We start from the raw sequence: 21,696 nt of genomic DNA, 5'->3' as shown, positions 1-21,696 counted from the left end.
ATATGAAGCGTGTGGCAGTAACCGGTGCTACCGGTGCAATAGGGATGGCACTGATACAGAAATGTATTACAGAACAGGTGGAAGTATGGGTATTCTGCAGAAAAGATTCTGAAAGAATAAATTGCATTCCCAGGCATCCTCTGGTACATCTGACAGAATGCAGTTTAGACGGAATAAAAGAGTTATCGGCAGAAAAAATTCCAGGGTGTGAAGTGTTTTATCATTTTGCCTGGGCATCTACAATTGGTGCAGGCAGAAACGATGTGTATCTGCAGCTTAAAAACGTAGAGTATACCCTGGATGCTGTACATCTGGCGAAACGAATTGGGTGTGAAACTTTTATCGGAGCAGGTTCTCAGGCCGAATATGGCAGGCATGAGAATTTGCTTACACCGGATACACCGGCATTTCCGGAAAATGGATATGGAATGGCAAAGCTGTGCGCAGGTCAGATGAGCAGGCTGGAGTGTAAGAAACTTGGGATGCGCCATATATGGACCAGAATATTAAGCGTATACGGTCCTTACGATGGACAGGCTACGATGATTTCCATGTTAATTCGGAAACTTTTGAATGAGGAGAGGCCCCTGTTGACAAAAGGGGAGCAGCAGTGGGATTATCTCTACAGCCAGGATGCGGCAGAGGCGTTATTTAGTCTGGGGTTAAAGGGCAAAGAGGATAAAGTATACTGTGTTGGAAGTGGTAAAACAGCGCCTTTATGTGAGTATATGGAAAAGGTCAGACGAGCTGTTAATCCGGCGGCAGAACTGGGAATAGGTGAAGTGCCTTATACTCCAAATCAGGTGATGTTCCTGGGAGCGGACATATCGGAACTTATCAGAGATACAGGCTTTCAGCCAGATACAGAGTTTGATGAAGGAATCAGAAAGACAGTTCAATGGTTCCGTAAACAGGAGGGACTGTGAATGGGAGAAATAAAACTGCTTGACTGTACGTTACGGGATGGAGGGTATATAAACGACTGGAAGTTTGGGAATAACAATCTCGTAAGTATCTTTGAACGTATCGTAGATGCAGGAACAGACATTATAGAAATTGGCTTTCTGGATGAAAAGCGCCCCTTTGATCTGGACAGAAGTATTATGCCGGATACGGGATGTGTGGGAAAAATATATGGAAAATTGAATAAAAAACAAACCATGGTTGTAGGGATGATTGATTACGGAAAATGTGGTCTGGAGTACATCAGCCCATGCAATGAGAGCTTTCTGGATGGAATCAGAGTAATTTTCAAAAAACATTTAAGAAAGCAGGCCATAGCCTTTTGCGGAGAATTAAAAAAGCTGGGATATAAAGTTTTTGCGCAGCTTGTCAGCGTTACCAGTTATAGCGATGAAGAGATGATGGATTTGATTCAGCTGGCGAATCAGGTCAGGCCTTATGCGGTATCCATGGTAGACACCTATGGACTGATGCACCAGAATAATCTTATGCATTATTTTACCCTTTTAAGTGAAAATCTGCACAGCGGTATTGGATTAGGGTATCATGCCCATAATAATTTTCAGATGGGATATGCAAACTGCATCACTATGTTGTCAAATGAAACAGAGAGAATGATGATTGTAGATGGTTCTCTTTATGGGATGGGAAAGAGTGCCGGTAATGCACCAATAGAACTTCTTGCCATGCATTTGAATCATATTCATGGAAAACGGTATCGTATCAGCCAGCTTCTGGAAGCCATTGATTCAAATATTTCACAATTTTATCATCCTGCAACCTGGGGATATAATATGTTTTATTATCTGGCAGCTTCTAATGACTGCCATCCGGATTATGTATCGTATCTGATGAACAAGCACACATTGTCAGTTAAGTCTATCAATGAATTGCTGGGGAAACTGGAGGGAGAGAATAAACTTCTTTATGACAAAGATTATATGGAGCAGTTATATGTTCAGTATCAGTTAAATGAAATTAATGACCGGAAAGCGCAGGAATTATTAAAGAAACTGTTTGAAGGGAAGGAATTATTACTGGTGGGGCCGGGGAAATCCATGGAGTTGGAACATGATAAAATAGAAAGCTATGTGAAAGAACAGAATTTGCCGATTATATCCATTAATTATATTCCGGATTATCTGCATCCGGATTATATTTTTATCAGCAATTCAAAACGTTATGTACAAATGGCTACAAATTTAAGTCAGGAAAAATATAAAATAATTGCCACGTCAAATGTCACCTGTTCCAGTGGAGAGTTTGATTATGTAATAAATATAGGTCCTTTACTGGATCGTGAAACAGAATTGATTGATAATTCACTGGCTATGTTATTAAGACAACTGATTCGTTTACAGGTAAAGACTGTGGTTTTGGCAGGGTTTGACGGATATTCCTGTGGAGAAATGAATTATTTAAATGAGCATATGGAATATGAATTTATAAAAAATAAGTCAGATTATCTCAACAGATATATGAGCGCGTTTTTGACAGAAAACAAATCCCTGATAAATGTTCGGTTTTTGACAAAAACGAAGTATAAAATGGAATACTGATGGGAGAAAGCAATTATGAGAATAAAAGTTGCACAATACATTTCGGAGTTTCTGGTAAATCATGGTATCAGGGATTGCTTTATGGTAACAGGCGGCGGCGCCATGCACCTGAATGAGGCCATAGGCCATCAGGAGGGATTACATTGCGTATTTAATCATCATGAACAGGCCTGTGCGATTGCAGCGGAAGCCTATACAAGAATGACAGGTGAATTAGCCGCAGTCTGCGTGACCAGCGGACCTGGAGGGACAAATGCCATTACAGGAGTGTTCGGCGGCTGGGTAGATTCCATACCTATGTTTGTCCTGTCCGGACAGGTGAAAAGGGAAACTACAGTCTGGTCGTGTCCGCAGCTTGCATTACGTCAGCTGGGAGATCAGGAATGTGATATTATAAAATCTGTATCAAATATGACAAAGTATGCAGTGATGGTTAGGGAACCGGATGCGATTGCCTATCATCTGGAAAAGGCTTTGTATTTATCCAGACATGGGAGAGGCGGTCCGGTGTGGCTGGATATTCCTCTGGATGTTCAGGGAGCCGAGATTGAGACAGAGCGGCTGCAGCATTTTCAGTCTGAGACAGAGCAGTTCTGGAAGATACCGGAACTGTCAGCCAATCAGGCAGATATTATTTTAAATAAAATCAGAAATGCAAAGTCTCCATTGCTTTTGGCAGGTACAGGGGTGCATTTGGGAAATGCGGAAAATGAATTTCTGGAACTGATTAATAAATTGAAGATTCCGGTTGTGACTGCATGGAATGCCAATGATACGGTGGCTTATGAAAATCCGTATTTTGCAGGAATGCCGGGAACAGTTGGGACAAGGCCCGGTAATTTTGCGTTGCAGAACAGTGATTTGCTGTTAAGCCTGGGATGCAGGATGAATATTCGGATGATTGGATATAATCATTTTGATTTTGCGAAAAATGCATATAAGATAGTGGTTGATATAGATGAAAAGGAACTTATAAAGCCCACAGTTCATGCAGATATGCCGGTTCATGGGGATGTAAAACAATTTGTCAGAAAGATGCTTGACATGGAATATGAACCGCCCGGCCACCATAAGGCGTGGGTGGACTGGTGCCATAAGGCATTGGAACAATATCCCGTTGTTCTGGAAAAGTACCATGATTCAAACAACAGATTAAATCCATATGTTTTCATAGATGTTTTGTTTGAAAAACTAAATGCGGCTGACAGAGTTATTTGTGGGAATGGCGGAGCATGTGTTATTACATTTCAGGCCGGAAAGATAAAGCAAGGACAGCGGATGTTTACAAATTCCGGATGTGCGGCTATGGGATATGGGCTGCCGGCAGCAGTGGGAGTGGCTGTATCAGATAACAGCAGGAGAACTATTTGTATCGACGGAGACGGAAGTATCATGATGAATCTCCAGGAACTGGCGACAGTTGCTTATAATAAGCTGAATATTAAGCTGTTTATCCTGAATAATAGCGGGTATCATTCCATACGGCAGACTCAGAGAAATCTGTTTCAGTCGTCGTTTGTGGGCATTGACAGTGAGAGCGGGGTGGGCTTTCCTGATTTTGAAAAACTGTCCGGGGCTTTTGGCATAAGTTACTGTAAAATAGATTCAGAAGCACAGTGTAATGAAATTTTAGCAGATGTACTGTCCTGCGAAAGAGCATGTATCTGTGAAGTTGTTGTTGATTCGGAGCAAAATTTTGAACCAAAATCGTCTTCAAGGCTGCTGCCGGATGGAAGAATAGTATCGCCTTCTCTGGACGATATGGCACCCTTTCTGGAACGGGAGGAATATGACAAAATGCGATATAAGCGGAATGGTTACAGTAACATAACAGAAAAAGGAGAATAAATGTTATGGGGTGCTTCAGACTTGTGATATTTGATGTGGACGGCACCTTACTGAATACTTCAGAAGGGATTTTAGAATCTGTCCGTTATACAATTAAAAAATACGGCCTGGAAATGCTGGAGGAGTCAGTATTAAAGACATTTATCGGTCCTCCAATACAGGAATCCTTTCAGAGGGCTTATCATCTGGATGAAGAAACTGTAAAAAAACTGACGGAGACATTTCGCGACAGATACAAAAGTGTCGATTTGCTGAAAGCAGTACCCTATGAAGGAATTTTTGATGTTTTCAGGTATTTAAAGGAAAGTGGAACGAGAATTGCCATAGCAACTTATAAAAGGCAGGATTATGCAGAAATTATCCTGCGTCATTTTGGATTTGGAGCATACAGTGATATTATTTTCGGGGCAGATCATAACAATAAACTGAGAAAAAGCGATATTATAAAAAAGTGTCTGTCAGCGGCGCAACTGGATTCTTCAGCAGAAGCAGTTATGATTGGCGACAGCGAAAATGATGCCACAGGTGCGAAAGAGGCCGGTGTGCAGTTTATAGGTGTAACGTATGGTTTTGGTTTTCAGAATCAGTATATGGAAAAAGTTTCGGCGTTGAGAATGGCAGATGAGCCAATACAGCTGAAAAAGTATTTATAAATGGTCACGGTATCGTTGTCTGACAAAATTAATATGAAATACCGTAAAATAAGAAAAAGGAGAAATAAGAAGTGCAGGAAAATATCTTGGTAACACAGTCTTCTATGCCTCCTTATGAAGAATACATAGAAGCGATTAAGCCCCTGTGGGATACCCACTGGCTGACAAATATGGGGCAGTATCACGGGCAGTTGGAGAAAGAATTACGGGAATATCTGGATGTTCCGGAATTATCGTTAATGGTAAACGGCCATATGTCACTGGAAATGGCGATTCAAATGATGGGCTTTCCGGAAGGAGCGGAAGTAATTACAACGCCGTTTACTTTTATTTCAACAACACATGCAATTGTAAGGAATGGCTTAAAACCCATATTTTGTGACATAAAACTGTCTGATGGGACAATAGATGAGACAAAAATAGAAGATTTAATCACGGAACATACAGTGGCAATTGTACCTGTGCATGTGTACGGAAATATCTGTAACGTAGAAGCAATTCAGAGAATAGCAGACAAATATGATTTGAGAGTGATTTATGATGCAGCCCATGCTTTTGGTGTAAAGTATAAAGAAAAGGGGATTGGGTGTTATGGTGATGCGTCAATATTCAGTTTTCATGCGACAAAAGTGTATAATACCATTGAAGGAGGGGCAGTTACCTTTTCGGAACATCGCTATTACGAGAAGCTGTATAATCTCAAGAATTTTGGCATACGCAATGAAAATCTTGTGGCAGGAGTAGGAGCGAATGCAAAAATGAATGAATTCAGTGCAATTATGGGGCTGTGCAATCTGAAGCATGTTGAAGAAGTAAGAGAAAAACGAAGGCACAATTATGATTGTTATATGGAAAATCTGAAAGAAGTAAAAGGAATCCGCTTCTTTAAGAAAAATCCGGAGGCAAACAGCAGTTATGCTTATTTTCCTGTGATTATAGAAGATGAGTATAAGATGAGCCGGAATGAACTTTATGATCATTTAAGGCAGCACGGAATTTATTCCAGAAAGTATTTTTATCCCCTGACCTCAGACCAGGCATGTTATAAAAATAAATATAAAAAACTTGATTTAAGAAATGCAAGAAATTTGGCCGAGAAGATATTGGTACTTCCGTTATATGAAAATTTGGAAAAAGAAGGGATAAAAAAGATTATCAGTTTATGTATATAAATATTATCAGAGCATTTTAAATGGATATACAGGCAGCAAACCAATGGCATTCTCTCAATATTTATGAAGAAGAGAGGAAGGAGTGAGTGAGCGTGAATAGCTTTTGTTCTATAACCGAATTGAAAGAAAAAGGCATTAAATTATGAGGGGAGAGGTAAAAACGTATTAATCAGTAAAAAGGCGAGTATATATGGAACAAAAAACATTTCAATCAGTAGTAATATAGGAATTGATGATTTTTGAATTCTGAGTGGGAAAATTATAGTAGTGAAAATTTTAGAAATACTTCCCCGGAATAAGGCGAAATTGGAAACAATGATTTTTAACCAGGATGAAAAAATGGTTGTTTCCGGATATGTTTTGGTAAAACTACCAAATTGAGTTTACATTTTCAGGAGAAACAACCCTTCGGAAACGCTGAAATTGTGTTCCATATGCATTTTATTTGAATAAAAAATTCAGGAAGGAGAACGTACTGATAATTTAGATTCAGGATTGTATATCAGTACGTGAGTGGTTGTTTTGGGAAAAAAAATTGTGGTATTACCAGGCAGTGAATGGCAGATACCCATAATAAAAAAAAGTAAGGCAAAGGGATATAAGACATTTGTGATTAATCCATATGAAGAATCTCCGGCATTCAAATATGCAGATGGATATTTACAAAGTGATATTTTTGATGTTGAGAGAGTGGTAAAATATTGTGAAGATATAAAAGCTGATGCTGTTATTTCAGAGGAATGCGATATTGCGATGCCTTTGTTGGCAGAATTGGGAGAACGTTTATGTTTGCCGGCACTGGACAGAGAAAGCGCACGTCTTTTTACAGATAAATACGAAATGCGGGAGTTTTCCAGAAGAAATGGATTACATGTACCGGAATACAGGATGTGCAGGACCCTGGAAGAAACAGTTGATTTTTTTGAATTTATTAATTCAAAAATTATTATAAAACCATTGGACAGTAATAGCAGCAGAGGTGTTTTTACAATTGAAAGTACGGAAGATATCCGAAGGCATTTTGAAGAAACATTATCTTTCAGTAAAGTACGGAATGCCATACTGGCGGAACAATATATAGAAGGTACGGAGTTTACTGTTGACGGGATCAAAACTCCGGACAGGCACTGCACGCTGGCTATTTCTCAAAAGAAACACTATGCGTACAATTCCAATATTGCCTGTGAGCTTTATTTTACTCATGACAGCGAACTGTATGATTATCAGGAATTAACAGTGGAGAATGATTTATTTGTAAATAAATCGTCCTTACAGTTTGGCTTAACACATGCAGAGTATAAATTCCAGAATGGCAGATATTATTTGATTGAGATTGCGGCCAGAGGAGGGGGAAACTTAATATCTTCCCATATTGTTCCTTTTATGTCCGGGGTGGATAATTATGATTATTTGCTCGAATGTGCTCTTGGTAATATCACAAGTCCGGAGTTTGAAGTAAATAAAAATCTGAGGGAGCGCTGTGCGGTATTAAGATTTTTTGATCCTCCTGCTGAAAGAGGTATTGTTGAAAAGATAGATGGATTGGATATTTTGAGAAACAATCCTGATATCCTTGCGTATGGATTTAATATTAAGGCAGGCACTTATATAGAGAATGCTCAAAATGATGCTGAGAGAGCCGGATTCTATATTGCGGGCTGTGAGAAAAAAAGTGAGTTGGATCAGTTGATAAAAGATATAGATAATAATGTGAAAATTGTATGTCGGCAGGAGATAAAGATATGATTTTTTCTACAGAAAATGAAAAGGATATAATTGAAAATATTTTATTTGAATGTCGAAATGACTTGTACAACAAAAACATTTCAGATGAAAAATTAAGAGAACTAAGTGAAAAATTTGCATCAAAAGCAGAATTTATGGTTATAAGAGATGAAAATTCCGGTATGGATAATATGGGGTATGCCTCAGTTTATGCAAATGATATAACTGACAGAATTGCCTGGCTGTCGATAATAGTGGTACGGAAAAAATACAGAGGGGGGGGGTACGGGAATTACCTGCTCAAATCGACAATAAAGACTGCCAGGAAGAATGGAATGCATAAAATAAGACTGGAGGTTGCTAAAACAAATCTGATTGCTTATGAAATGTATACAAAATCTGGATTTGAAAAAATTGGAGATAATGATTCCAATATATTAATGGAATTGAAAATCAGAGATGACTGTTTGTAAAAGGAGAGATATACATCATGACAGAAAGAGAATTAAAATATACAGCTTTTGTGAAAGATGATATTGAGAATAATAAAGGGCGTCTGGTAAATTGCTGTGATGAAATTGATTATATACTTGGACATCCGGAATGTACGGAGATATTTCAAAAACATTATTTAAATGAGATTCTTAACTTTGCAACTATGTTTTCAGACTATTACAAAAAGTATAAAGGATATCAGACGTTACAGGACTTCCCTGTTGTTGATAAATCTCACTTAAAAGAGCACTGGGATGAAATTGCAGTAAAAGAATATGAAAACCTGGAAGATAACTGCTGTAAATATACAAGCGGTTCTACAGGTACGCCTTTTAAAATGGTTATGGACAGATATAAACATTGCAGATGGATAGCCGGAAATAAAGTATTTCGCGCTAATGTGGGCGTTCCATCGCATACAAAAACACTCTTTATCAGTGAGACAGTAGCTGATAAAAATATACCTGTGGAACGGCAAATCAGAGATAATGTTTATTATTTGGATAGTAAACATCATGATGAAAAAGCATTTTCCAGTCTTCTGGAATATTTGGAAAAAGAAAAATTTGAAACACTCACATGTATGGCTTCCTATTTGGATCATCTTTCGCGTTTTATTATAAATGGGAAAGCAGCGGGGAGAAAATGCCGGTTAAAAGGGATATTTTCGGTTTCCGAGACATTGAAAGAAACTGCCAGAAAGACGATTTCAGAATATTTTGGCTGCCCGGTGTATGTCCTTTACGCTAATGAGGAAAATGGCGTACTGGCTGTAGAAGATGGAAGCGGTCTTGGCAGCAGGGCAAATACGGCAGATTTTTACTTTGAAATATTGAAAATGGACAGCAATGAGCCGGCAGAAGAGGGAGAAGTTGGGAGACTGGTGCTTACTGACTTTTTTAATAAAGCATTTCCTGTAATAAGATATGAGAACGGTGATTTGGTGACGAAAAAGACTATGGCAGACGGAAAAGTATATATAACAGAAATACATGGAAGAAAGACAGATGCCCTTTACACTACGGATGGACAAATGATAAATTATTTTAACAGTATTTCATTTTTAGAGCCCTTTATGGATATCAGACAATTTCAGCTTGTTCAGGAGGATTATCATAATTTTACATGGATATTGAATACGACAAATCATACTTATGAAGATATGATTGTGAAAGAATGTAAAGAACTTTTCGGCGGAGACAGTAACTGGAAATTTGAATATGTAGATGATATTCCAAAGCTCAGAAGCGGAAAGACTCGGATGACCGTCTGTAAAATACCTGAGAAATGCAGGAATCAGGGAAAGTAAAATGAAAAAGGTAATTTATTTTGGATATTCTGAGAAGATGATAAAATATCTTCTGGAATGTGAATTCCTGGATTTGACAGGTGCTGTTGGTGTAACAGGAAGGTTGACAGAGAAATATTACGAATTGGTAAAGAATAAAAATCTGAAATATTATGAAATAAGTAAAAAACAGGAATTAAGCAGTATTACAGATAATGTTTCTGCCATGGAAATTGATTTTATCATAATGTACAAATTTGAATTTATTATTCCGGAAAGTATGGCTCAGAAGTATGCTATCTATAATTTTCACGGAGGAAATTTACGCTTTAACAGAGGGGCGCATGCTGTTGTAAGAACTATACTTAACAGAGATACTGAAACCTGTTTGTCTTTATATAAACTGACAGGAGGAATAGATGAAGGTTTGCTTATTGGTGAATATGAAGTTTTGGTAGACCAGGAGGATGATGTGCCTTCATTAAATGCAAAACTGACAGAAGGTATTCCATATTTGTTAAAACGCCTGGAATTGTTTCTGAATGGGAAACTGGAGGGAGAACTGATTCTCGCCGGGAAATATTGGCCTAAAATTTCTGAAAAAGATATTATAATTGATTTGAATTTTGATACTTTTGATGTAATCCGCGGAAAGATTTTGTCCCAGCGGGAATTTTATGGAGCAATTTGTGAAATTAATGGCAGAAAGCTCAGAGTAAAAAGGTATTCTTTTGAAAATAAAAAATCAGATGAAAAGACGATGATAACAGATAATGATACTGTTATTTTAACAGATGCCAGCGGTACAATGATATTACATTGTGAATAGCAGGAGGAGGATATGGATATAAAACAAAAGATTATTGACTATATAGAACAAAATCGTGTTTCAACAACAGAGGTGGCAGACTGTCTGGGAAAAACCGGAGCGTTATGTGAAGTCCAGGCACTGAATGCCAGACATTTTGCTGTAGGAGAAATAGAATATCTGTATGCTGTTCAGGAATCGAACTGGACAGTGCATGAAGATTTACATAATAAACCCGTTGCCGGAAAGATAGTTCTGATAGATGCGATAGACGTACATGAACGGGCAATTATTGGTGATATTGTATCAAAATATATTTTACTGTATTTAAGAAACAGGGCAATTGTCTGTACAGGAAAAATGAGGGATGCCCATACGCTGATCAAAGAGAATTATCCTGTCTGGTGTCAGGGAGTATCTCCTGTGGGTTGTTTTAACAAACCTGTAGATAAAACAGAATACAGGGAAATAATCAGTAACAGGAGAAATGTATATCAGGGGGCAGTGGCAGTGTGCGATGACTCAGGAGTAGTAATTATACCCAAAGAAGAAATAAATGAAACATTTCTTCAAAAGTTAATCCAAATTGAGGAACAGGAAGATATCTGGTATGACTGCATAGACCGGAGAAAGTGGTCTACCTTTGAGACGATTTGCCTGAAAAATTATTTGAAATAGTGCGTAAGTTAAAGTTGATTATAAGGAGTAGTGAAGAAATGTGGCATAAAAGTATAACAGATACGATTAATCAGGCGAAAGAACGGGAAATGTGTTTGTATGGGGCTGGTTTTTGGGGTGAAATTGCGTATCGGATATTTACAAAAATGGGATGTAATCCGGTGTGTTTCTGTGATGATGCACCGGAGAAGTGCAGACAGAAATATCAGGATTTACCGGTTTATTCTCTGGAAGAAGCAGTAGAGAGATATCCGAATGCTGTATATCTGGTTTGTATTGATGTGGAGAAGAGAGTTGGCACATGGAACAGAGACGGATTTACCAATATGATCAGAAATCTTAAAAAATATGGAGTATATGACAGCAATTCAGAGTTGCGGATTCCTCTGTATCTTTATTTGCTTGACCTGGCGAATGTGAATGATATGGACATTGTTGAGAATCGGGAAGAATTAATTTGTGCAGAAGAAATACAGAATGTGGTTATTTTTAATCACATGTCAAATTCAGGCAGTTTTTATCTGGAACAGCTTTTAGACGGTCATCCGGATATTTTAACATTGCCATACAGTACCCATGTATTTGGACTCGTTTACGAACACAGGTTGAAATATCTGGAAGGTACAGAATTACTGATTGAAATGGGAGCACAGATGTTTGGATATTTTCATTCAGCATACGGCCATTTGAGTTGTGTGAAAAATAATAAATTTGCATTAATTATGGACGAAAAAGGCCAGTTTATGGATGATGTTCTGATACATCCGGACGATTTTATGCGTCAGCTTCGGATACAGTTTGCAGGACGGAAGATATCACTTACTTCTTTTGGAGATATGATGAAAATTTATGCGGCAGCATATAATAATTGTCTGGGAAGAAAGAAAAGAGACACTTCTTATTGGCTTTTTTATCATATGCATAAAACAAATTATGATGTGGCTGATACATATGAATATTTTCATAAGGATGAGTTTTCCAGGATAGAAAATCTGATCATTATCCGGGAACCCGTGCAGCAATGTTATTCTTATGTTCGCAGGATGATTATAAAAGGGAAAGATAATATTATTCTCACAAAGGATGCAGATTTTATTCATACCATAAAATGTGAGATGGGTTTGAATCTGGAAAAGCGTAAAGGTATTGACTGCGTAAAGGTAATTCGTTTTGAGGATTTAAAATTCCGTTCGGAAGAAACAATGAGAAGTCTGTGTGATTGGATGAAAATTCCATACAGTGATATTCTGTCGTCTACCACAACAAACGGATATGAAGTTTATTTTCCGGTGTTTACAGCGGATGGTGTGAAATATATTACAGGCAATGATACAACAACAGTTGGAGAAAAGAATTTTTCAGAGGCACTGACAGTATGGGATGAAGCAAGGCTTAATATGATTTATTCTAAATTTAAAAAGGCCTACGGATATGAAAATGATGTACCGGAGTTTACAGAATTTGATGAAGCAGCTCTGGAGCAGATATTGCAGAAAGATTTTAAATTTGCCTCAATTGCTCAGGAGGTTCTTGATGAATATGGAAGACCGGAAGATAAATATGATATAAACGAGTTTATAAAGAAGATGTATGCAGAATATATGCGTGGATACAAAGAAGAAACAGAATACTATGATTATATCAGACCGGTTGCAGACGAGGGATAAGTCAATGTTGGAGTTAGGAACAAAAGCTGAAACATTACAGAGAATATATGGAAAACTTTCCAGGGCACAGGTTCTGCCTCAGCTTTCTTTTACAGTGAAAGAATGGAATGAGAAAAGACAGGAAACACTGTGGGAGAAAATTATAGAAGAATTTTCAGTAAATCCTCTGATCGTCAGAAGTTCTGCCTTAAATGAAGATACGGCTTCAGAATCTCAGGCCGGTAAATTTGAATCGGTGGGAGATGTGACAGGCTATGAAAATTTTGTACAGGCTGTAAACAGAGTAATTGAATCTTTTGATGATAATAATATGGACAACCAGATTCTGGTTCAGCCTATGCTGAAAAATGTGGTATACTGTGGTGTTGCATTTACAGCTGAGCCAAGTACGCTGGGAAATTATTATGTGATTAACTATGATGAGACAGGTTCCACATCAGCTATCACAGCAGGAAGTGGAAGGGAGAGTAAATTACTTTACAGGTTTAAAAAAACAGCAGCAGGAGGAGAAAAAGGATTTCCGGGAAATTTATATTTTACGTTGGAAGAATTGGAAAATCTGTTTGGACAGGATAATCTGGATGTGGAATTCGCGGTAACAGAAGATGATATGTTATATATTTTCCAGGTAAGAGCATTATGTTTAAATGGGATGCCAGTAGATTATGAGAGGCAGAGAAAGGAACTTGCCCGGATCGAAAGAAAGATTAAAATGGAGCAGTTTCCCCGACCCTTTCTGTGTGGAAGAAAGACAGCGTATGGCGTCATGCCGGACTGGAACCCTGCTGAAATGATAGGAATACGTCCAAAGCCCCTGGCAATGTCATTATACCGTGAAATTATTACCGACAATATATGGGCGTATCAGAGAGATAATTATGGATACAGAAATCTCAGGAGCTTTCCACTTATGGTTGATTTCTGTGGGTTGCCCTATATTGATGTTCGGGTCAGTTTTAATTCTTTTATTCCGGCAGAACTGGATGAAATGATAAGTGAAAAACTGGTAAATTATTATCTGGAGCGACTGGAAAAAGAACCGTCGAAACATGATAAAGTTGAATTTGATATTGTATTTTCCTGCTATACACTGGATTTGCCGGAACGCATCCGGATATTGGCAGAGTATGGTTTCACATCAGAGGAAACGGAAGCAGTTATAACTTCTCTGAGGAACATTACTAATCGGATTATTAACCATGAAACAGGGCTCTGGCGGAAAGATTATGAAAAAATCAGAGTTCTGGAAAAGCGCTATGAAGAAGTAATGTCCAGTGATCTGGGAGATTTGGAGAAAATATACTGGTTACTGGAAGACTGCAAGCGATATGGAACACTGCCTTTCGCAGGACTGGCAAGAGCGGCGTTTATTGCAGTGCAGCTTTTGCAGTCACTGGTAAATAAAAAGATTATTTCAGAGAAAGATTATGAACTTTTTATGGCAGGGGTTGAAACGGTCAGCTCTAATATGAACAGAGATTTTAAAGAACTGTCCAGACATAGTTTTCTTAAAAAATATGGACATCTTCGACCAGGAACATATGATATTACCTCGCCCCGCTATGATGAGGCTCCGGAACTTTATTTTGACTGGAATAAGGAGGACAGTGAAGAGAAGGTATCTTCCGGGGAGGTATTTCGCCTGTCTCTGAAGCAGATGCAGGGTCTCACCGATGCACTGACTGAGAATGGCCTGAACAATAACATTCTGGAACTTATGGATTTTATAAAAAGAGTAATAGAGGGAAGGGAGTATGGAAAATTTGTTTTTACCAGGAACCTGAGTAAAGCGATACAGATACTGGGAAAAATCGGAGAAAAGTATGGTATTTCCAGGGAAGAATGCGCCTATATGAACATACAGGCAGTCAGAGAACTGTATATGTCCACAAAGGACACGGAAATGAATTTAAAGAGAGCCGCAAAAAAAGGCAGGGAAGAATATGAGCTGACAAAATCTGTGACGCTGCCGCCTCTTATCCTGAACGCAGAGGATGTCTGGTCTTTTTATTATCCGGATACAGAGCCTAATTATATTACGCTGGGATGTGTGGCTGGTGAGACGTTGGTTCTGGAAGGCTCTGTTGACAGTAAAGAAATAAAGGATAAAATATTATTGATTCAAAGTGCTGATCCGGGTTATGACTGGATTTTTGCACATGGAATCAGAGGATTCATCACAAAGTATGGAGGAGCGAATTCCCATATGGCCATAAGGGCAGGAGAACTGGGAATTCCGGCAGTAGTAGGTGTTGGCACGAAGCGTTTTGAACAGTACAGAAAGGCTGAAATACTGGAAATCAATGCATTGGCGAAAAATGTCAGGATTTTAAGAAACAGATAGTAATTGCTTATTTATAATTTGAAAGGAGAATCAGAATGAAAACAGAATGGGATTATACAGAATTGGCAGCAGCATATTTGAAAAGGCCGGATTACGCACAGACAGCTATTGATAAAATGTTACAGACAGCAGGAGTGCGGAAAGGTGATCTGGTTTGTGATGTTGGAGCCGGAGCAGCTCATCTGACCATAAAACTGGCAGAATTTGGCCTGGAGGTATTTGCTGTGGAACCTAATGATGCCATGCGGGCAAACGGAATAGAGAGAACGAAAAAATTTGAGAATGTCAGATGGTTTGAAGGCGTTGGAGAACATACCGGTATGGAAACCGGAAAATTTGATATGGTGACGTTTGGATCTTCCTTTAATGTGTGTGACAGGCAGAAAGCACTGGTGGAGGCAAAAAGAATTTTAAAGGATAATGGATGGTTTGCCTGTATGTGGAATCACAGGGATTTGAATGATCCTCTGCAAAAAGAAATTGAGGCTGTATTAATGCAGGAGATTGAAAATTATGGCTATGGAACCAGAAGGGAAGATCAGACAGAAGTGATTAATAAAAGTGAAATTTTCCAGGAAGTGGTTTTTGTGGAAGGAACCGTTATGCACGAAGTGCTGGCAGAAGATTTTATTGAAGGCTGGAAATCCCATGGGACAGTTCAGAGGCAGTCAAAAGAAAAATTTCAGTATATCAATGAGAGAATAAGAGAAGTGGTAGAAGGGAAAGGGCAGGAATATATTAAAATTCCTTATACTACCAGGATATGGATGGCGCAGGTAAAGTGAGGAAACTGTAATGAAAATCGTTTTATATACGCAGCGGGTAGAGGTCGTGGAAAGTTATGGAGAACGGAGAGACTGTGCAGATCAGTGCATTCCTGTTTTTCTGGAAAAGTGCGGATTTCTTCCGATTCCGCTGCCAAATGTTTTATCAGTAGCAGAAGAAATGATGTATCAGTTGAAGCCTGCCGGTCTTGTTCTGACCGGTGGGAACAGCCTGGTGAGGTATGGCGGACAGGCGCCTGAACGTGATGAGACAGAGAAAAAATTACTGGACATTGCATTGAAAGGGAACGTACCTGTTTTTGGTTTTTGCCGTGGAATGCAGGTGATTCTGGATTATTATGACTGTAGACTTGAGGAAATCAGTGGGCATGTGGCAGTTCGCCATAAGGTTCAGGGCAGTCTGGGGGAATTTACCGTAAACAGTTATCATAATCAGGCATGTTTTCAGGTGAAGCGTCCTCTGGAAGTTCTGGCAATTTCAGAAGATGGAGTGATTGAGGCAGTTACGGACCGGGAAAAAGGCATTCTGGCGGTTATGTGGCATCCTGAAAGAGAGTCAGAATTTTGTATGGAGGATATAAGACGATTACAGGATTTATTTGAAAAAGAGAGGAAATGAGATGAAAGTAATTATATTGGCAGCGGGGCAGGGAAGCAGGCTGCGTCCGTTGACGGAGCATTGTCCGAAATGTATGGTTGAGGTAAATGGAAGAAGCATTATAGAGCGGCAGCTTGATACCATGTACTCCTGTGGTATGAAAGAAGAAGATATTACGATTGTTGCTGGCTATAGAAGTGATGTGTTAAGAGAAAAGCTGCAGAAAACAGGCATTCATTTTATAATTAATGAAGAATTTGAAACAACGAATATGGTATGCTCTCTCATGTGTGCAAAGGATCTGATGGAACGGGAGGATGATATTCTTATTTCGTATGGAGATATCATATACAGCGAAAAAGTCCTGAGGAAAATTCTGGAAACATCTGATGATATGTCGGTGATTGTGGATGATGGCTGGTATGAATACTGGTCAGAAAGATGTGATAATCCACTGGATGATGCGGAGTCTCTCATGTTTGATGAGAATGATTATCTTACAGAAATCGGCCAGAGGACATCAGAACTGAAACATGTACAGTCTCAGTACATTGGCCTGATGCGATTCAGAGGACAGGGGTTAAAGAATGTACTTAATCTTGCATCAGAGGCCAGAAGACGTTCAGAAGCCGGAGAACAGCTTTGGAGAACAGAACGGAATTATGAAAAGATGTATATGACAGATTTGCTGCAGGGCCTTGTTGATGAGAATTATAAACTGAAAGCGGTACATATTCAGCGTGGATGGTTTGAAATTGATGACTGTGATGATTTAGAGATTGTGGAGAAAAAGATAAAATAGTATCAGGCAGGAAAGGGCAGGAAATGGCGGCAGTTTATTGGATTACAGGACTTTCAGGAGCAGGGAAAACCACTATTGGCAGGATATTTTATGAAAAATTAAAAACGAAGTATTCCGGTACAGTATTTCTGGATGGGGATATTATGAGGGGGATTTTTGGGAATGATCTTGGATATTCGGAAGCAGATCGAAGAAAATGTGCCATGCGATATTCACGTTTATGCCATATGTTACAGAGTCAGGGATTAAATGTAATCTGCTGTACAATTTCCATGTTTGACAGTGTACGGGAATGGAATCGGGAAAATATCGAAAATTATCATGAGATTTATGTAAAGGTTACCATGCAGACGCTGAAAAAACGCGACCAGAAAGGACTGTACAGTGCATATGAATCCGGAGAGGAAAAGGAGCTGGCAGGTTTTCAGGTAGGACTGGAAGAACCCAAATGTCCGGATTTGACAATTCAGAATGACGGGAATATATCTCCGGAGAAACAGGCAGAAAAGATAATGAGTTTTTTTGAAAAATCAGGTAAGGAAGGTATGTAATCGTGGGAAACAGAATTTGTCCTGTATGCGGCGGGAATCATACAGAGGTGATCAGGAAAATTGAAATGAGAGTTCCGGAAAATTATCGTCTGCCGGATTCCTATAATGTGGTGGTATGTGATAACTGTGGATTTGTTTATGCAGATACAGCGGCGTCTATGGAAGACCTGGACTGGTATTACAGTAATTTTAATTTTTATGGTGATGACAGCAAAGATGATAACAGTCTTCGTTTTGAAATGGTGGAAGAGTTTTTATTGAAATATATTACAAAAGAGTCTGTGATGCTGGAGATAGGGGCAGGAAACGGACGATTTGAAGTGGCATTAAAGCAGCATGGGTATTCAAATATTACGGGAGCAGATCCCTCTGAGGAAAGTGTGAGGCGTTTACGAGAAACGGGAATAGAGGCGTATGTTGCAAGTATTTACTCTGAAGTTGCACCGGAAGAAACAGAAAAGTATGATTGTATTTTCCTGTTTGAGGTGGCAGAGCATTTGCTGATTCCAGGAAAAGGGATGGATAATGTTGCAAAGATGTTGAAAAAAAATGGTGTATTCATGATAAGTGTTCCTGATTATTCAGAAATCGAAGATGATATGTCCAGTATTCCCAACCATTTTAATCTGGAGCATATTAATTATTTTTCAGCAAAATCGCTGGATTATCTGATGGCCCTGCATGGTATGGAACGAATTGCACAGAAACATGATGCGATAGATTTGATACAGGTTTACCGTAAGGCAGATCAGACAGTATTGCCTGAGAAGGATACTGCTACAAAAAATGCGGTTTGTTCTTATTTTCGACGCCAGGAGGAGCGTGCAGAACGGATAAAATCGGTTATAGAAACGTTAAAAAAAGAAAAAACAGAACTGGTGATCTGGGGAACAGGTTCTTATGTGATGAGTTTGCTGGCGACTACAAATTTATCACAATGTAATATAAAAGGATTTGTAGATAATAATAAAATTAAGCAGGGAATGGAAATATACGGATATACAGTATATTCACCTGAATATTTGGAGGATCAGCATTGTACAGTTTTAATCTGTTCTATGTTGTATGGAGAAAGGATCAGAGAACAGCTGGAAGAAATGCATACAGAGAATGAGGTTGTTCTTTTGTAGACGGAAGCAATAGAGGTAAGCAGATGAAAGTAATTATACTGGCAGGCGGCCTGCCAAGCACATTGATAGAAGAAGACGAAAAGATGCCAAAACCAATGGCAGAGATTGGCGGCAGACCGATTTTATGGCATATCATGAAACAGTATGCTTATTATGGATACAACGATTTTATTATCTGTACCGGATATAAAGGCGAGGCAATCAAAGAATATTTTATGAATTTTTATATCTATCAGTCTGATATTACGGTAGATTTGCAGACAAATGATGTGGAAATACACCGGAAGCAGACAGAAGACTGGAAGGTGTCTGTAATTGATACCGGGCGCAGTTCTTCCGTGGCAGACCGGCTGTATATGGCAGGAGAATACAGCGGAAGTGAAACTGTGCTGGTGACTTATGGAGATTGTCTGTCTGACATTGATATCCGGAAAATGACAGAGCAGCACAAAGCTCATGGAGATATCGCTACTTTTGCGGTTGCCCATCCCACAGGAAGAAATGAGATACTGGCTTTAAGTGAGAACGGCAAATACCAGGGTATTATGGACAGAGCTTCTGCCGGTGAGGCCTGGGTAAATGCCTGCAGTATGGTACTGGAGCCTGAGGCAATTCCGTATTTTGCGCCTGATTCTCCCACCAGAGCGGCTACACTGATGGAGTGCCTGGCGCAGGAAAAGGCAGTACAGACATACCGGCATGAGGGGTTCTGGTCGCCGGTAGAAACAATCCGGGATAAAACGTGGCTTGACAACCTTTGGGCAGCAGGAAAAGCGCCCTGGAAAGTATGGGAGGATTAGTTCATAGGAAACAGGGAAACCTTTAACGGGAGTTTGGAATGGAAAGAAAAAATATTTTATTAATAAAAACAGCATCGCGTTATGCTTCTTCAGAACGATATATTGAAGAATGGGCATTGGCCATGCGGAAACTTGGGTGTAATACCTGTATTCTGGATGGATGGTCTCTGGCGCAGCCCATGTTATATAATCATGTACTTGCGAAATATAAATTTGATGTGGTTCTGGATTTGAACGGGGTATGCTGCGACTGGGGAATTACGAGAAATCTTTCACCGGAAAGCATATACGGTATTTATCTGTGTGATCCGCCTGTTGGAGTTGGGGCCCACCTGAATCAGGCAGATGACAGGACCATTGTGTTTGGATGTGACAGAAACTTCTGTGATTACATAGATAAATTTTTTCCAATGGTTAAACATACATCGTTTATTCCGTTGTCAGGAAGCGCACGTCCGGAATATATACCGTTTGAGAAGCGGACTCTGGATATTATATTTACCGGAACCTGGCAGGATCCGGAGCAAATAAAGAAAGAATTATCAGAACGGTTTGGACAGGGCGGTGTACTGTTAAAATTTTTGGAAGACATGCTGGAAGATATTATTGTGAATTCACAGTATACGCTGGAGGAATGTCTTTCCAGAGCATTGAAGAAGTATAATCAGGAAGTAAGTGATGCAGATTTCCACGAACTGATGGGCGAATTTTTTAAAGTTGATTTTTATGCCCGTTTTTATTATCGGGATAAAGTAATCCGTGCATTGTTGGATGCCGGCCTGACCATTCATGTGTTTGGACAGGGGTGGGAGAATTTTTATTCGGAACATATGGAAAATCTTGTGATTCATGAAGGCGGTGCTTATGCAGCAGAAAAAGCGCTGGCAGACGCCAGAATTGCTCTGAATATTATGCCCTGGTTTAAGGATGCTTTTCAGGAGAGAATCGCAGCGGCCATGTTGAGTAAAGCTGTTGCGGTTACAGATGAAAGTAAGTATACTGTGGAGAATTTTAGGGATAATGAAGAGCTGATTATTTTTTCATTAAAAGATGTTGAATCCCTGTCCGGACGTCTGAAATATCTGCTGTCACATCAGGAGGAAGCAGCTGAAATTGCAGAGAATGGTTATAAGAAAGTTCAGAATCATACCTGGTATAACCGTGCTTACGACATGCTGAGGAAGATGGAAGAAGAGTTTGGCATTTCTCTGCTTCAGGAAGGGGAAGGAAAGCGTCTGGAATCTGATCTGGAATATCCGGATGCACAGTCAGTCAGACTTGACGCAGTGTATGAATTATACAAAATGGCAGACCTGGCTGATCATGATGTGGGAAAAATTGAAAGACTGACAGAAGGAGATATGAATTTTCTGGCAGGAAAGTTTGAAGTTTTTAACCGTCAGTTTGGAAGTCGTCTGGAAGGCATGGATTTGAGTGATGTTGTGCGAAACCATATGTCTGATTCAGACCATGGGAATTTGAAGGAAGCCGTAGAATTATTTTCCATGCAATGTAAGGCTCTTGCGGGAAAGCTGTTGTTGGAAGAAAAGGGGCTGAGGATATAAACGAACAGACTATGGTTTGATTCAGTCAGCAGTCCATTGAATTTATGCAGCTCAGTTGTAATTTCGCCAAAAATCCGTTATACTATGGTCAGTTGACAGTATAGCGGATTTATTGTTTGGAGTGGCTTATGGCAGGAACCATCCATAATCTTTTTCATTCGCCATATATGTTATGCAGGAATGAAATATTTACGATAATATATACGGAATGATTCTTATTACCGCTTACATACCAGATATTGCGAAGTGTTCGTGGAGGAATAAA

19 protein-coding genes are annotated in these 21,696 nt (G+C 39.2%); all 19 read left to right on the top strand.

What is annotated here, in order from left to right; all coding sequences use genetic code 11:
* Positions 1-2 precede the first annotated feature (2 nt).
* The 19 genes from C805_RS22270 (at position 3) to C805_RS22185 (ending at position 21,431) form a co-directional block, all read left to right on the top strand.
* Complete coding sequence (locus tag C805_RS22270) at positions 3-926, top strand: NAD-dependent epimerase/dehydratase family protein (RefSeq protein ID WP_016216288.1); 924 nt, start codon at positions 3-5, stop codon at positions 924-926.
* On the top strand, positions 927-2,522 hold the full coding sequence (locus C805_RS22265) for an aldolase catalytic domain-containing protein (protein WP_016216287.1): 1,596 nt from the start codon (positions 927-929) through the stop codon (positions 2,520-2,522).
* Positions 2,523-2,537: 15 nt separating this feature from the next.
* Entirely contained in the window at positions 2,538-4,370 is a 1,833-nt protein-coding gene (locus tag C805_RS22260) for a thiamine pyrophosphate-binding protein (RefSeq protein WP_016216286.1), read from the top strand.
* Between the two features lie 5 nt (positions 4,371-4,375).
* Positions 4,376-5,023, top strand: a complete 648-nt coding sequence (locus tag C805_RS22255) for an HAD-IA family hydrolase (protein ID WP_016216285.1) — start codon at positions 4,376-4,378, stop codon at positions 5,021-5,023.
* A gap of 71 nt (positions 5,024-5,094) precedes the next feature.
* Positions 5,095-6,195 (top strand): DegT/DnrJ/EryC1/StrS family aminotransferase, encoded by a 1,101-nt coding sequence (locus tag C805_RS22250; protein WP_016216284.1) that lies wholly within the window; start codon positions 5,095-5,097, stop codon positions 6,193-6,195.
* A gap of 522 nt (positions 6,196-6,717) precedes the next feature.
* Positions 6,718-7,941: an ATP-grasp domain-containing protein gene (locus C805_RS22245; RefSeq protein ID WP_016216283.1), complete on the top strand. Its 1,224-nt coding sequence runs from the start codon at positions 6,718-6,720 to the stop codon at positions 7,939-7,941.
* Positions 7,938-8,393, top strand: coding sequence for a GNAT family N-acetyltransferase (locus tag C805_RS25495; protein ID WP_016216282.1), 456 nt, complete (start codon positions 7,938-7,940; stop codon positions 8,391-8,393). The genes C805_RS22245 and C805_RS25495 overlap by 4 nt, the downstream gene beginning before the upstream one ends.
* A 17-nt stretch (positions 8,394-8,410) precedes the next feature.
* Positions 8,411-9,724, top strand: a complete 1,314-nt coding sequence (locus C805_RS22240; protein WP_016216281.1) for a phenylacetate--CoA ligase family protein — start codon at positions 8,411-8,413, stop codon at positions 9,722-9,724.
* A 1-nt stretch (position 9,725) separates the two neighbouring features.
* Complete coding sequence (locus C805_RS22235; protein ID WP_016216280.1) at positions 9,726-10,532, top strand: formyltransferase family protein; 807 nt, start codon at positions 9,726-9,728, stop codon at positions 10,530-10,532.
* A 12-nt stretch (positions 10,533-10,544) separates the two neighbouring features.
* Complete coding sequence (locus tag C805_RS22230) at positions 10,545-11,189, top strand: RraA family protein (protein ID WP_016216279.1); 645 nt, start codon at positions 10,545-10,547, stop codon at positions 11,187-11,189.
* Between the two features lie 38 nt (positions 11,190-11,227).
* A complete protein-coding gene (locus tag C805_RS22225) occupies positions 11,228-12,856 on the top strand; it encodes an LbetaH domain-containing protein (protein ID WP_016216278.1) in 1,629 nt (542 codons plus the stop codon).
* A gap of 4 nt (positions 12,857-12,860) precedes the next feature.
* Positions 12,861-15,200, top strand: coding sequence for a PEP-utilizing enzyme (locus C805_RS22220; RefSeq protein ID WP_016216277.1), 2,340 nt, complete (start codon positions 12,861-12,863; stop codon positions 15,198-15,200).
* Between the two features lie 35 nt (positions 15,201-15,235).
* Positions 15,236-15,985, top strand: a complete 750-nt coding sequence (locus tag C805_RS22215; protein WP_016216276.1) for a class I SAM-dependent methyltransferase — start codon at positions 15,236-15,238, stop codon at positions 15,983-15,985.
* Between the two features lie 10 nt (positions 15,986-15,995).
* On the top strand, positions 15,996-16,604 hold the full coding sequence (locus C805_RS22210) for a gamma-glutamyl-gamma-aminobutyrate hydrolase family protein (protein WP_016216275.1): 609 nt from the start codon (positions 15,996-15,998) through the stop codon (positions 16,602-16,604).
* 1 nt (position 16,605) lies between these two features.
* Positions 16,606-17,385, top strand: a complete 780-nt coding sequence (locus C805_RS22205; RefSeq protein ID WP_016216274.1) for a phosphocholine cytidylyltransferase family protein — start codon at positions 16,606-16,608, stop codon at positions 17,383-17,385.
* Positions 17,386-17,408: 23 nt separating this feature from the next.
* Complete coding sequence (locus C805_RS22200) at positions 17,409-17,936, top strand: adenylyl-sulfate kinase (protein WP_016216273.1); 528 nt, start codon at positions 17,409-17,411, stop codon at positions 17,934-17,936.
* A gap of 2 nt (positions 17,937-17,938) precedes the next feature.
* Positions 17,939-19,066, top strand: coding sequence for a class I SAM-dependent methyltransferase (locus C805_RS22195; protein ID WP_022751415.1), 1,128 nt, complete (start codon positions 17,939-17,941; stop codon positions 19,064-19,066).
* A 23-nt stretch (positions 19,067-19,089) separates the two neighbouring features.
* Positions 19,090-19,866: a sugar phosphate nucleotidyltransferase gene (locus tag C805_RS22190; RefSeq protein ID WP_016216271.1), complete on the top strand. Its 777-nt coding sequence runs from the start codon at positions 19,090-19,092 to the stop codon at positions 19,864-19,866.
* A 38-nt stretch (positions 19,867-19,904) separates the two neighbouring features.
* Positions 19,905-21,431, top strand: coding sequence for a glycosyltransferase family protein (locus tag C805_RS22185; RefSeq protein WP_016216270.1), 1,527 nt, complete (start codon positions 19,905-19,907; stop codon positions 21,429-21,431).
* The last annotated feature ends 265 nt before the right edge of the window (positions 21,432-21,696 follow it).

The sequence above is a fragment of the Eubacterium sp. 14-2 genome (genome assembly GCF_000403845.2).
In the GTDB taxonomy this organism is placed as follows: Bacteria; Bacillota; Clostridia; order Lachnospirales; family Lachnospiraceae; genus Petralouisia.
The sequence above is the reverse complement of the archived record's forward strand: the minus strand, read 5'-3'. Positions and strand labels throughout refer to the sequence as shown.

Coding starts and splice junctions, on each gene's coding strand:
- C805_RS22265 (WP_016216287.1), top strand. CDS start 927: ATGGGAGAAATAAAACTGCTTGACTGTACGTTACGGGATGGAGGGTAT.
- C805_RS22185 (WP_016216270.1), top strand. CDS start 19,905: ATGGAAAGAAAAAATATTTTATTAATAAAAACAGCATCGCGTTATGCT.
- C805_RS22260 (WP_016216286.1), top strand. CDS start 2,538: ATGAGAATAAAAGTTGCACAATACATTTCGGAGTTTCTGGTAAATCAT.
- C805_RS22210 (WP_016216275.1), top strand. CDS start 15,996: ATGAAAATCGTTTTATATACGCAGCGGGTAGAGGTCGTGGAAAGTTAT.
- C805_RS25495 (WP_016216282.1), top strand. CDS start 7,938: ATGATTTTTTCTACAGAAAATGAAAAGGATATAATTGAAAATATTTTA.
- C805_RS22220 (WP_016216277.1), top strand. CDS start 12,861: ATGTTGGAGTTAGGAACAAAAGCTGAAACATTACAGAGAATATATGGA.
- C805_RS22270 (WP_016216288.1), top strand. CDS start 3: ATGAAGCGTGTGGCAGTAACCGGTGCTACCGGTGCAATAGGGATGGCA.
- C805_RS22225 (WP_016216278.1), top strand. CDS start 11,228: ATGTGGCATAAAAGTATAACAGATACGATTAATCAGGCGAAAGAACGG.
- C805_RS22255 (WP_016216285.1), top strand. CDS start 4,376: ATGGGGTGCTTCAGACTTGTGATATTTGATGTGGACGGCACCTTACTG.
- C805_RS22200 (WP_016216273.1), top strand. CDS start 17,409: ATGGCGGCAGTTTATTGGATTACAGGACTTTCAGGAGCAGGGAAAACC.
- C805_RS22230 (WP_016216279.1), top strand. CDS start 10,545: ATGGATATAAAACAAAAGATTATTGACTATATAGAACAAAATCGTGTT.
- C805_RS22190 (WP_016216271.1), top strand. CDS start 19,090: ATGAAAGTAATTATACTGGCAGGCGGCCTGCCAAGCACATTGATAGAA.
- C805_RS22215 (WP_016216276.1), top strand. CDS start 15,236: ATGAAAACAGAATGGGATTATACAGAATTGGCAGCAGCATATTTGAAA.
- C805_RS22240 (WP_016216281.1), top strand. CDS start 8,411: ATGACAGAAAGAGAATTAAAATATACAGCTTTTGTGAAAGATGATATT.
- C805_RS22205 (WP_016216274.1), top strand. CDS start 16,606: ATGAAAGTAATTATATTGGCAGCGGGGCAGGGAAGCAGGCTGCGTCCG.
- C805_RS22235 (WP_016216280.1), top strand. CDS start 9,726: ATGAAAAAGGTAATTTATTTTGGATATTCTGAGAAGATGATAAAATAT.